We start from the raw sequence: 12,344 nt of genomic DNA, 5'->3' as shown, positions 1-12,344 counted from the left end.
GGGCAGACTCCTCCCGCGTGAGCCCCGGTCCCGACCCCCGTGCCCTCCTCGCCGGCCTGCGCGAGGACCTGCGCGCCGCGAACTACACCGTCGACGGTGTCGGCGAGCTCGTCGGCGACGTCGCCTCGGCGGCGCTGGAGCGCGAGCAGCCGCTGCCGGCGCTGCGCGCCACCGAGGGCTCGCGCGAGCCGGCCGCGGTGCTGCTGCGCTGCGCCACGCTGGGCCGGGCGGTGCGGCGCGCGGAGCTGGACGCCGCGCTGCCGCGCACCGGCACCGCGGGCGCGCAGGCCCTCGGCCTGGTCGCCGCCGCCGGCGAGGGGCCCGACGACGAGGTGCGCCCGCTGGTGGACCTGCGCCCGTACACCGTCGACGACGCGGCCGGTGCGGCCGAGTGGTGGCTGGTCAGCGACCTCGGAGAGCTGGCCACCGGGCAGGCGCTGTCCGCCGACCACGTCCTCGGCGTCGGCGGGGCGTCGCTGACGCTGGCCTCGGCGACGGTCCGCACGCCCGTGGAGCGGGTGCTGGACATCGGCACCGGCTGCGGGATCCAGGCCCTGCACGCCAGCCGGCACGCGCGCCGGGTCACCGCGACCGACACCTCCGAGCGCGCCCTGGACCTCGCGGCCGTCAACGCCGCGCTCAACGAGGTCGCCCTGGACCTGCGGCAGGGCTCGCTGCTGGAGCCCGTGGAGGACGGCGAGCGCTTCGGGCTGGTGGTCTCCAACCCGCCGTTCGTCATCACCCCGCGCACCGGCGCGGTGCCGACCTACGAGTACCGCGACGGCGGGATGCCCGGCGACTCGCTGGTGGCCCGCCTGGTCGGCGGGGTCGGCGACGTGCTGGCCCCCGGCGGCGTCGCGCAGCTGCTGGGCAACTGGGAGCTGCACGAGGGCGAGAGCTGGTCGCAGCGGCTGGAGCACTGGCTGGAGGGCACCGGCCTGGACGCCTGGGTCGTCCAGCGCGAGGTGGCCGACCCGGCGCTGTACGCCGAGACGTGGATCCGCGACGGCGGCCAGAAGCCCGGCCCGCGCTTCGACGAGCTGTACGCGGCGTGGCTGGACGACTTCGCCGCCCGCGGTGTCACGGGCGTCGGCTTCGGCGTCGTCACGCTGCGCCGCCCCGAGCGGCCGGGGACCCCGCTGCGCCGCTTCGAGGAGAACCTGGCGCCCCTGACGGACCCGCTGGGGGAGGTCTTCGCCGCCGGCCTGGCCGCGCACGACCGGCTTGCCGTCCTCGACGACGACGCGCTGGGCGAGCTGGCGCTGCGGGTGGCCGCCGACGTCACCGACGAGCGGTACCACACCCCGGGGGAGCCGGACCCGCGCATCGTGCTGCTGCGCCAGGGCGGCGGCCTGCGCCACGTCGCGCAGGTGGACGGGGACCTCGCGGGGCTGGTCGGCGCGTGCGACGGGGAGCTGACGCTGGCGCAGGTCAGCGCGGGTCTGGCGGTGCTCGGCGAGGAGGAGGTCGGCGCGGTGCGCGCCCGCCTGTTCCCCCGGGTGCGCGACCTCGTCGCCGACGGCCTGCTCCTGCTGCCCTGACGCGGCGGGTTGCACGGCGGCGAGGGGACCGTGCGACATTGAAGGCGCACGGCGCGGCTCCGCGGCGTGCGAGAGTGCATCAGCAGGGCGTGACGGCGAGGGCCGGACGAGTCGCCCGGCGGTGGCAGCGATCGAAGGTGAGAGGCAGGACCAGTGGCGGGCAAGTCCCAGGCATCCCCGACGTCCGGTGACGGACTGCGCCGGCTGGTGATCGTCGAGTCGCCCAGCAAGATCGACAAGATCTCCACCTACCTCGGCCCGGGCTACCAGGTCGAGGCCAGCTACGGCCACATCCGCGACCTGCCGCAGCCCTCGCAGCTGCCCGAGGACGTCAAGAAGGGCCCGTACGGCAAGTTCGCCGTCGACGTCGAGCACGGCTTCGAGCCCTACTACGTCGTCGACGACGACAAGAAGAAGAAGGTCAACGACCTCAAGCGGGCGCTGCGCGAGGCGGACGAGCTCATCCTCGCCACCGACCGCGACCGCGAGGGCGAGGCCATCGCCTGGCACCTGGTGCAGGCGCTGGAGCCGCGCGTGCCCTACCGCCGCATGGTCTTCGGCGAGATCACCCGCGAGGCCATCCAGCAGGCCGCGCGCGAGCTGCGCGACATCGACGACCGCCTCGTCGACGCGCAGGAGACCCGCCGCATCCTGGACCGCCTCTACGGCTACGAGCTGTCGCCGGTGCTGTGGCGCAAGGTGCGCGCCGGGCTGTCCGCGGGGCGCGTGCAGTCGGTGGCGACCCGGCTGTGCGTCGAGCGCGAGCGCGAGCGGATGGCCTTCCGCGCCGCCGGCTACGCCGACGTCACCGCCACCTTCGCCCCCGAGGGGGACTCCGCCTTCGGCGCCCGCCTCACCAGCGTGGACGGCAAGCGCGTGGCCACCGGCCGCGACTTCGACGACACCGGGCGGCTGAAGGCCCGCGACGTGGCCCACCTGGACGTGGCCGCCGCGCAGGCGCTCGTCGACGGCCTGGCCGGCGCCTCCTTCGCGGTGCGCGCGGTGGAGGAGAAGCCGTACACCCGCCGCCCCGCGGCGCCGTTCATCACCTCCACGCTGCAGCAGGAGGCCTCCCGCAAGCTGCGGCTGAACGCCCGCCAGGCGATGCGCACCGCGCAGAGCCTGTACGAGCGCGGCTACATCACCTACATGCGCACCGACTCCATCCAGCTGTCCGCGCAGGCGCTGTCGGCGGCGCGGGCGCAGGCCCGCGAGCTGTACGGGCCGGAGTACGTGCCGGACTCCCCGCGGGTGTACGCCTCGAAGTCGAAGAACGCCCAGGAGGGCCACGAGGCCATCCGGCCCGCGGGGGAGACCTTCCGCACCCCCGCCCAGGTCTCCGGCGAGCTGCGCGGCGACGAGTTCCGCCTCTACGACCTCATCTGGAAGCGCACGGTCGCCTCGCAGATGCAGGACGCCCGCGGGACGACCGCGACGGTCCGCGTCGGCGCGCGGACGGCCGACGGGCGCGACACCGAGTTCTCCGCCTCCGGCACGATCATCACCTTCCGCGGGTTCCTGGCCGCCTACGAGGAGGGCCGCGACGCCACCCGCGACGAGCAGGACGCCGGTGACGACACCGACCGCCGGCTGCCGCAGGTCGTCGCGGGTGACGCGCTCACCGCCACCGCCCTGGCCACCGACGCCCACGAGACCACCCCGCCCGCCCGCTACACCGAGGCGAGCCTGGTGAAGACGCTGGAGGAGAAGGGGATCGGGCGGCCGTCCACGTTCGCCTCGATCATCTCCACGATCGTCGACCGCGGGTACGTGCGCTACAAGGGTTCCGCGCTGGTGCCCACGTGGCTGGCGTTCGCGGTGACCCGGCTGCTGGAGGAGCACTTCCCCAAGCTCGTCGACTACGACTTCACCGCCGGGATGGAGAACGACCTCGACGCGATCTCGCGCGGCGAGGCCGAGCGCGTCGACTGGCTGACGAGGTTCTACTTCGGCGCCGACGGCCCGGCCAACGGGTCCGCCGGTCCCGCGGGCCCGCCGGACGGCTCCGGCGGCCCGGACGGCTCCGACGGCTCGCCGGCGAACATGGAGGGCATCAAGGGCCTGGCCGACGACCTCGGCTCCATCGACGCCCGCGAGATCTCCACCGTGCCGATCGGCGAGGGCATCGTCCTGCGCGTCGGCCGCTACGGCCCCTACCTGGAGGGCCCGGACGCCGAGACCGGCGAGCTGCTCAAGGCCTCGGTCCCCGACGACGTCGCCCCCGACGAGATGACCGTGGAGAAGGCGCGCGAGCTGCTGACCTCCCAGTCCGACGGCGACAACGTCCTGGGCACCGACCCCGCGACGGGCCGCACGATCGTGGCGCGCGTGGGCCGCTACGGGCCCTACGTCACCGAGCTGATCGAGGACGACGCCCCCGCCACGGCCGTGGCCGAGCGCGCCCAGCAGGCGGAGGGGGCGCCGAAGAAGCGCACCGCGAAGAAGGCCGCGAAGGCCAAGCCGCGCACGGGCTCGCTGTTCAAGGACATGTCCGTGGACACGGTGACGCTGGAGCAGGCGCTGCAGCTGCTGTCGCTGCCGCGCGTGGTCGGCACCGACCCCGAGACCGGCGACGAGATCACCGCGCAGAACGGCCGCTACGGCCCGTACCTGAAGAAGGGCACGGACTCGCGCTCGCTCGCGGACGAGGACCAGATCTTCTCCATCACGCTGCCCGAGGCGCTGGCGATCTACGCGCAGCCGAAGACGCGCCGCGGGCAGGTCGCCAAGCCGCCGCTGAAGGAGCTCGGTCCCGACCCCGAGTCCGGTCAGCCGATGGTCGTCAAGGACGGCCGGTTCGGCCCGTACGTCACCGACGGGACGACCAACGCGACCCTGCGCAAGGACGACGACCCGGAGACCATCACCGCCGAGCGCGGCGCCGAGCTGCTGGCGGAGAAGCGCGCCAAGGGACCGGTGAAGAAGACCGCCAAGAAGGCCGCCGCCAAGAAGACCACGGCGAAGAAGACCGCGGCGCCGGCGAAGAAGGCCGCCGCCAAGAAGACCGCGGCCAAGAGCACGGCGGCCGCGGAGTCCTGACCCCGCCCGCGGTGGCCGGCGCGTGCGCGCACCCGGCCACCGCGGAACGGGCGGGGCGCACGGTGACGGCGTCGGCACGGACCGTCGGGGGTGGTCGGCCGTCCCCGTGAGCGGGGCGAAAATCCCCTCCGGGCCCGCGCGGGGTCGGGCAGGGTTCCCGCTCGTGCCCACACCCCGCCCGCCCGCACCAGGGCGTCTCGCCACCCTGCAGGCCGTCCGCGCGCTCGCCGCCGCGATGGTCGTCGTCGTCCACCTCGCCGGCCCCACCGCCTTCGAGCACAAGGTGTTCGGGCGCTCGCTGCTCGACCCGCTGTGGCACCCGGCGATGACCGGCGTCGACCTGTTCTTCGTCGTCAGCGGCTTCGTCATGGTCGTCACGGCCGGTGGTGCGCTCACCGGCGCGGCCCCCCGCCAGTCGCTGGGCCGCTTCGCGTGGCGGCGCGCCAGCCGCATCTACCCGCTGTACTGGCTGGTCTCGCTGGCGCTGCTGGCCGTCGTCCTGGCCGCGCCGCAGCTGGTCCACGGCAACGGCGAGCCCACCAGCCTGCCCGCCTCCTTCCTGCTGCTGCCGCAGGCCGGGGAGCCGCTGCTGCTGGTGGGCTGGACGCTCGTGCACGAGGTGGGCTTCTACCTCGTCTTCGCCCTCGCCCTGGCCGTGCGCGCCCGGTGGGCGGCCTGGAGCGTGCTGGGCGCCTGGGCGGCCGTCGTGCTCGTCGGCCACCTGCTGGTGCCGCACCCGTCCTCGCCGTGGCTGGTCGTCGGGTTCAACCCGATGAACCTGGAGTTCCTGCTGGGCATCGGCGCCGGCTGCCTGGTGCTGCACGCCCGCCGCGGCGGGGCGGCGCTGCTGGGTGCGGGGGCGGTGGTCCTCGTCCTCGCCTGGGCCGACCTCGGCGCGCAGGGGCCGCTGCTGCGCGACCCGCTCGTCGGCGCGCTCGTCGTCGGGACGGGCGCGGCGCTCGCCGTCGCCGGCCTGGCGCTGCTGGAGCGCGACGGACGGCTGCGGGTACCGGCCGCCCTGGCCCGCCTCGGCGACTCCTCCTACTCGCTGTACCTGGTGCACGTGCCCGCGATCACGCTCGCGGCGATCGTCCTGGCGCGGCTGCTGCCGCCGGTCGGCGGGGGCGCCGGCGTCGCCGTCCAGCTGCTGGTCGTCGCGGCCGTCGCCGCCGGCTGCGTGCTCGCCGCCTCGCTGACGCACCGGTTCGCGGAGCAGCCGCTGCTGCGCCTGACCCGCTCGCTGGAGCGGGGCCGCCGGGGCGTGCCCGCGGAGGTGCCCGCGCCCGCGTCGCCGGCACCGGAGCTGTCCGGGCAGGCATCTACCCTGACGGCGTGAGACCTGCCGCAGCTCCCGACCACGACGTCCGGGCGCTGCTGGCCGGCAACCGCGACTTCCGCCGGATGTGGCTGTCGCTGATGCTCTCCAGCTTCGGCGACTGGCTGGGCATGCTCGCCAAGCTGGGGACGGCCGCCGGCCTGACCCAGCTGGCCGGCGGCAGCGCCACCCAGACCAGCGTCGCCGTCTCGACGGTCTTCGTCCTGCAGCTGGCCCCGGCGGCGCTGCTCGGGCCCCTGGCCGGTGCGCTGGCCGACCGCCTGGACCGCCGGGCCACGATGGTCGTCGGCGACCTGCTGCGCTTCGGGCTGTTCCTGTCCATCCCGATCGCCGGCAGCCTGACCTGGCTGTACGTCGCCACGCTGCTCATCGAGCTGGTGACGCTGTTCTGGGGGCCGGCCAAGGACGCGACGGTGCCCAACCTCGTGCCCGCCCACCAGCTGGAGGTGGCCAACCAGGTCAGCCTGGTGGCCACCTACGGCTCCGCACCCGTCGCGGGCCTGGCGTTCATCGCGCTGACCCTGCTCACCGGCGTCCTGGACAACGTGCTGCCCTTCCTGAGCGGCAGCCAGTCCGACCTGGCGATGTACGTCAACGCCTTCACCTTCCTCGTCGCGGCCGCCGTCATCTGGCGCCTGGACATCCCCCCGCGCACCCCGCGGGTGCGCACCGGCGGCCTGGCGCCCACGCTCGGGCGCGACATCGTCGAGGGCTGGCGGTTCGTGGGCGCCTCCCCGCTGCTGCGCGGGCTGGTCTTCGGGATGCTCGTCGCCTTCGGCGCCGGCGGGGTCGTGCTGGGCCTGGGCCGCGCCTTCGTCACCGGCCTGGGCGCCGGCGACCCCGGCTACGGCGTCGTCGTCATGGCCGTCTTCGCCGGTGTCGCGCTGGGGGTGTGGCAGGGCCCGCGCCGGCTGGCCGGGCTCAGCCGGCGGCGCGTGTTCGGCCTGGCGCTGACCGCGGCCGGGGTGGCGCTCGTGCTCGTCGCGCTCGTGGCGAACATCGTCGTCGCCGCGCTGTTCGTCGTGGCCCTGGGGCTGTTCACCGGCCTGGCCTACGTGTCGGCCTACACGCTGCTCGGCCTGGAGGTCGACGACGACGTGCGCGGGCGCACGTTCTCCTTCGTCGGCTCCAGCACCCGCGTCGTCATCATCGCCGTGATGCTCGTGGCGCCGTGGGTGGCGCAGCTGCTCGGCGAGCACACCCTCGCGCCCAGCCCGCACTGGTCGGTCACCTACTCCGGCGCCGCGCTGGCGATGGCGCTGGCCGGGGTGGTCACCGCCGTCGCCGGCGTGCTCGCCTACCGGCACATGGACGACCGGCGCGGCACCAGCCTGCGCGCCGACCTCCTGCGGGCCCTGCGCGGCGGCGGGGACGACGGCGACGGTGACGGGCGGGCGCAGCCGGCCACCGGCTCCGCGCAGCGCCCCGTGCGCGAGGCCGGCGGGTTCTTCCTCGCCTTCGAGGGCGGCGACGGCTCGGGCAAGACCACCCAGGCCGCGCTGCTCACCGACTGGCTGACCGGCCTCGGCCACGAGGTCGTCGTCACCCGCGAACCGGGCGGCACGGCCACCGGGCGCGCGCTGCGCGAGGTGCTGCTGGCCGGTGCGGACGCCGCCGCGCAGCGCCCGCCGCTGGACGCGCGCGCCGAGGCGCTGCTGTTCGCCGCCGACCGCGCCCAGCACGTCGCCGAGGTCGTGCGGCCCGGTCTGCGCCGCGGCGCCGTCGTGCTCACCGACCGCTACGTGGACTCCTCGCTGGCCTACCAGGGCGCCGGGCGGGCGCTGCCGGCCGCCGAGGTCGAGCAGCTGTCCACCTGGGCCACGCAGGGGCTGCTGCCCGACCTGACCGTCGTGCTCGACGTCGACCCCGCCACCGCCGCGCAGCGCCGCGGCCGGGACGCCTCCCGGGCGGGGGAGGACCGCCTGGAGGCGGAGTCGCAGGCCTTCCACGCCCGCGTGCGCGAGCAGTTCCTGCTGCTGGCGCTCCGCGAGCCCGCCCGCTACCTCGTCGTCGACGCCACCGGCACCGCGGAGTCGGTGCAGCGCCGCCTGCGCGAGCACCTCGGGCCGCTGCTGCCCGCTCCCGCGGGCACGCCCGCCGGGCCCACCACCGGGTCCACCGCCGGGTCCACCGCCGGGTCCACCGCGGCCCCGGACGCCGCTCCCGGCGCCGCGGCGCAGACCCGGGCCGGTGCCCGGTGAGCGTGTGGGACGACGTCGTGGGCCAGGAGCCGGCCGTCGCCGTGCTCTCGCGGGCCGCGCTGGCCGCCCGCCGCGGCACGGGCGGCATGACCCACGCCTGGCTGCTCACCGGGCCGCCCGGCTCGGGGCGCTCCAACGCCGCCCGCGCCTTCGCCGCCGCGCTGGTCTGCGAGGACGCCGCCGAGGTCGGCTGCGGGCGCTGCCCGGGCTGCCGCACGGGGCTGGCCGGCTCGCACGGCGACGTCACCGTCTTCAGCACCGAGCACATGCAGATCCGCCGCGAGGACGTCGAGCCGCTCATCGCCACCGCGCAGCGGCGCCCCTCGGTGGCGCGCTGGCGGGTCATCGTCGTCGAGGACGCCGACCGGCTGAACCCCACCTCGGGCAACGTGCTGCTGAAGACCGTCGAGGAGCCGCCGCCGCAGACGGTGTGGGTGCTGTGCGCGCCTGGCGTCGACGACGTCCTGCCGACCCTGCGCTCGCGCTCGCGGCACGTGCCGCTGCGGGTGCCGCCCGCCGACGCCGTGGCCGAGCTGCTGGTGCGCCGCGACGGTGTCGACCCGGTGATGGCGGCCTTCGCCGCGCGCGCGGCGCAGAGCCACGTCGGCCTCGCCCGCCGGCTGGCCCGCGACGAGGGTGCGCGCATCCGCCGCCGCGAGGTGCTGCGGCTGCCGCAGCGGCTGCGCGGGGTCGGCGACGCGGTCGTCGCGGCCGGCGAGCTGGTCGAGGTGGCCGCCGAGGAGGCCGGGGCCTCCACCAGCGAGCGCGACGCCGCCGAGAGGGCCGCGCTGCTGCGGGCGCTGGGCGCCGACGGCAGCGCGAGCGTGCCGCCCGCGGTGCGCGCGCAGGTGCGCCAGCTGGAGGAGGACCAGAAGCGCCGGGCCCGCCGCCACCAGACCGACGTCCTGGACCGCGCGCTCGTGGACCTGCTCGGGCTGCTGCGCGACGTCCTCGTCGTGCAGCTGGGGGCACCGGTGGACCTGGTGAACTCCGACATGACCGCCGACGTGCGGGCGATGGCCGAGCAGTCCACCCCCGAGGACGTCCTGCGCCGCGCCGACGCCGTCCAGCTGGCCCGCGAGCGCCTGGCGCAGAACGTGGCCCCGCTGCTGGCCGTGGAGGCCCTCGCCCTGCAGCTGCGCTCGCCCCGGCGGCCCCCGGCGCGCTGAACCGCCCCCCGCGCGGTGCTCCCGCGTAGCCTGGCGTCACCATGCGCCGCCGTCCCGCCCTCCTGACCGCCGTCGCCGGGTTCGGCGCCGCCGCGCTGCTGGCCTCCGGCTGCTCCGCCCTCGGCGGCGAGCCCGAGCCGGAACCGGTGGGCAGCGCCACCGCCGTCGCGGGCGAGCCCGCGCAGGACGCGGACCTGGCCCGCTACTACGACCAGCGGCTGCAGTGGGCCGACTGCTCCGGCGGCTTCGAGTGCGCCCGCCTGACGGTGCCCGTCGACTACGCCGAGCCCGGCGGGGCGACGGCCTCGCTGGCGGTGGTGCGCCTGCGCACCGCGGCCACCGGCGAGGACCGGCTCGGCTCCCTGGTGCTCAACCCCGGCGGTCCCGGCGCCTCCGGCGTGGAGTACGCGCGGGCCGCGACCGGCGTCACCTCGCAGGCGCTGCGCGACCACTTCGACGTCGTCGGCTTCGACCCGCGCGGGGTGGGCGACTCGGACCCGCTGCGGTGCCTGTCCGACGAGCAGGTCGACGCGTTCCTGGCCACCGACCCCACCCCCGACGACGGCGGCGAGGTGCAGGCGCTGCAGCAGCAGGCCGGCGCCCTCGGCGCCGGGTGCGCGGCCTCCGGCGAGCTGGCCGCCCACGTCGACAGCCGCTCGGTCACCCGGGACATGGACGTCCTGCGCGCGGTCCTCGGCGACGACAGGCTGAACTACCTCGGCAAGTCCTACGGCACCTACCTGGGGGCCCTGTACGCCGACGCCTTCCCGCAGCGCGTGGGGCGCTTCGTGCTCGACGGGGTCATCGACCCTGCCCTGAGCAGCGAGGAGGTCAACGCCGGGCAGGCCGCCGGCTTCGAGCTGGCGCTGCGCTCCTACGTGCAGGACTGCCTGGCCGGGGACGACTGCCCCCTCAGCGGGAGCGTCGACGACGGGGTCGCGCAGGTGCGCTCGTTCCTGGACGGCCTGGACGCCCGGCCGCTGCCCACCGGCACCGACCGCCCGCTCGTGCAGGGCCTGGGCTACCTGGCGCTGGCCTACCCGCTGTACGCGCGGCAGCTGTGGCCGCAGCTGTCGGCCGCGCTGGGCGCCGCGCTCGCCGGGGACGGCTCGGCGATGCTGGCGTTCGCGGACGCCTACGCCCACCGCGGCGCCGACGGCCGCTACGCCGACAACTCCACGACGGCGATCTACGCGGTGAACTGCCTGGACCGCGACGACGCCGAGCCGCTGGCGGACGTGCAGCGCTCGGTGCAGGAGTTCGCCGCGGACTCCCCGACGTTCGGGCCGTTCCTGGCGTGGGGCGCGCTGGCGTGCACGCAGTGGCCGATCCCGCCGGTCGGCACGGTCGCCCCGGTGAGCGCCGAGGGCGCCGGGCCGATCCTCGTCGTCGGCACCACCCGCGACCCGGCGACGCCGTACCGGTGGGCGCAGGGCCTGGCCGAGGAGCTGAGCTCGGGCCGGCTGCTCACCTACGACGGCGACGGGCACACCGCCTACGCGATGGGCTCGCGGTGCATCGACGCCGCCGTCGACGCCTACCTCGTGGCCGGCACCCCGCCCGAGGAGGGCACCACCTGCACCTGACGTCCCCGCACCCCCGGTGCGGCGGGAAACCCGGTGCGCAGCGGGTGCGGGCGGACCACGATGACCGCGTGGACGAACTCCTGAGGATCGACGTCGGCGGGGCGCAGCTCGTCGCCGACCACCGCCCCGGCCGCGGGCCGCTCGTGGTCCTGCTGCACGCCGGCGTCTGCGACCGCCGCAGCTGGCGCGAGGTCGTGGACCGCCTGCCGGGCACCGCGACGCTGGCCCACGACCGCCGCGGCTTCGGGGAGTCCACCCCCGCCGGCGAGGGCGACCCCACCCACCTGCAGGACCTGCGCGCGGTCCTGGACCACGTCGGCGCGACGGACGCCGAGCCGGTCGTCCTCGTCGGCAGCTCGATGGGCGGCGGCCTGGCCCTGGACGCCGCCCTGGAGCTGCCGGAGCGGGTGGCCGCGCTGCTGCTGCTGGCGCCCGCGGTGAGCGGGGCACCGGCACCCGCCGCGGGCGACCTCGACGAGCGCACCCTGGCCCTGGACGCGGCCGCCGACGAGGCCCTCGCGCGCGGCGACGTGGAGGGCGCGGTCGAGCTGAGCCTGCAGCTGTGGCTCGACGGCCCCGCCCGCCCGGGGCGCGTGGTCGGTGCCGCGCGCGAGCTGGCCCGCGACATGGCCCGCGCGGCCGTGCGCGGTGGCGGCGCCGACAGCGGCGACGGCGGGCTCGACGCGTGGTCGCGCCTGGGCGAGCTGGCGGTGCCGGTGACGATCGCCACCGGTGACCTCGACGCCCCGTACCTGCTGCGGCGCACCGAGGAGCTGCTGGAGCGGATCCCGGGAGCGCGGCGTGCCGCGCTGCCCGGGACCGCCCACCTGCCGTACCTGGAGGCGCCCGACCTCGTCGCCCGCCTCGTCGCCGACGCGCGGGCGGGCGCCCAGGGGTAGGGCTGCTCAGACGTAGGGCTTCGTCGTCAGCTCCAGGTAGTGCCCGGCGGGGTCGAGGAAGTACACCCCGCGCCCGCCGTGCTCGGTGTTCGTCTCGCCGGGGCGGGTGCGCTGCGGGTCCGCCCAGTGCTCGCGGCCGGCGGCCACCAGCCGCGCGTACGCCCGGTCGAACAGCTCCTCGTCGACGAGGAAGGCGTAGTGCTGGGGCTGGATGAGCTCCACGGGCGGTTCGGCGAACTGCAGCAGCACGCCGTCGGGCATCAGCAGGTTGGTGAACAGCCCCCAGGAGGGGGCGTCGGCGAGCTCCAGCAGCTCGCGCAGGAAGGTCGCGGACTCGCCGCGGTCGCGGGCGGCGATGATCGTGTGGTTGAAGGAAGCGGGCACGACGGGTCTCCTCGGTGTCTTCGGCGTCCGGTCACGGGGGTCCGGAGGAGGAGCCGTCTGCGCGCGCCCCCGGACGGGGTCCAGCAGGAACCTCCCTGGAGTCGGGGCCCGAGGGGCGCGCGCCCGACGCTAGCCCGTCCCGGGTGCCGCCGCCAGGGTCCGCGGCCGCCCTCGCGCAGCCCTCGCCGC

Annotated in this window: 8 protein-coding genes; 7 read left to right on the top strand and 1 reads right to left on the bottom strand. The window is 76.4% G+C overall.

What is annotated here, in order from left to right:
- Positions 1-17: 17 nt before the first annotated feature.
- The 7 genes from ACRYM2_RS09490 (at position 18) to ACRYM2_RS09460 (ending at position 11,771) form a co-directional block, all read left to right on the top strand.
- Complete coding sequence (locus tag ACRYM2_RS09490; RefSeq protein WP_432521736.1) at positions 18-1,541, top strand: DUF7059 domain-containing protein; 1,524 nt, start codon at positions 18-20, stop codon at positions 1,539-1,541.
- A 153-nt stretch (positions 1,542-1,694) separates the two neighbouring features.
- Positions 1,695-4,580 (top strand): type I DNA topoisomerase, encoded by a 2,886-nt coding sequence (topA, locus tag ACRYM2_RS09485; RefSeq protein ID WP_432521734.1) that lies wholly within the window; start codon positions 1,695-1,697, stop codon positions 4,578-4,580.
- A 163-nt stretch (positions 4,581-4,743) separates the two neighbouring features.
- Positions 4,744-5,916, top strand: coding sequence for an acyltransferase family protein (locus ACRYM2_RS09480; protein WP_432521733.1), 1,173 nt, complete (start codon positions 4,744-4,746; stop codon positions 5,914-5,916).
- Positions 5,913-8,117 (top strand): dTMP kinase, encoded by a 2,205-nt coding sequence (gene tmk, locus ACRYM2_RS09475; protein ID WP_432521731.1) that lies wholly within the window; start codon positions 5,913-5,915, stop codon positions 8,115-8,117. Before ACRYM2_RS09480 ends, tmk begins: the two co-directional genes overlap by 4 nt.
- A complete protein-coding gene (locus ACRYM2_RS09470; protein WP_432521729.1) occupies positions 8,114-9,286 on the top strand; it encodes a DNA polymerase III subunit delta' in 1,173 nt (390 codons plus the stop codon). Before tmk ends, ACRYM2_RS09470 begins: the two co-directional genes overlap by 4 nt.
- 41 nt (positions 9,287-9,327) lie before the next feature.
- Entirely contained in the window at positions 9,328-10,872 is a 1,545-nt protein-coding gene (locus ACRYM2_RS09465) for an alpha/beta hydrolase (protein ID WP_432521727.1), read from the top strand.
- Positions 10,873-10,940: 68 nt separating this feature from the next.
- Complete coding sequence (locus tag ACRYM2_RS09460) at positions 10,941-11,771, top strand: alpha/beta fold hydrolase (RefSeq protein WP_432521725.1); 831 nt, start codon at positions 10,941-10,943, stop codon at positions 11,769-11,771.
- Between the two features lie 6 nt (positions 11,772-11,777).
- Here ACRYM2_RS09460 and ACRYM2_RS09455 read toward each other — a convergent pair whose 3' ends face one another.
- A complete protein-coding gene (locus tag ACRYM2_RS09455) occupies positions 11,778-12,155 on the bottom strand; it encodes a VOC family protein (protein ID WP_432521723.1) in 378 nt (125 codons plus the stop codon).
- Positions 12,156-12,344: the final 189 nt, after the last annotated feature.

Source organism: Kineococcus aridisoli (genome assembly GCF_050871885.1).
Lineage (GTDB): Bacteria > Actinomycetota > Actinomycetes > Actinomycetales > Kineococcaceae > Kineococcus.
This window is presented reverse-complemented; position numbering and strand designations above follow the sequence as displayed.

Excerpts from the sequence above, each read along its gene's own strand:
- ACRYM2_RS09465 (WP_432521727.1), top strand. The coding sequence starts at position 9,328 with ATGCGCCGCCGTCCCGCCCTCCTGACCGCCGTCGCCGGGTTCGGCGCC.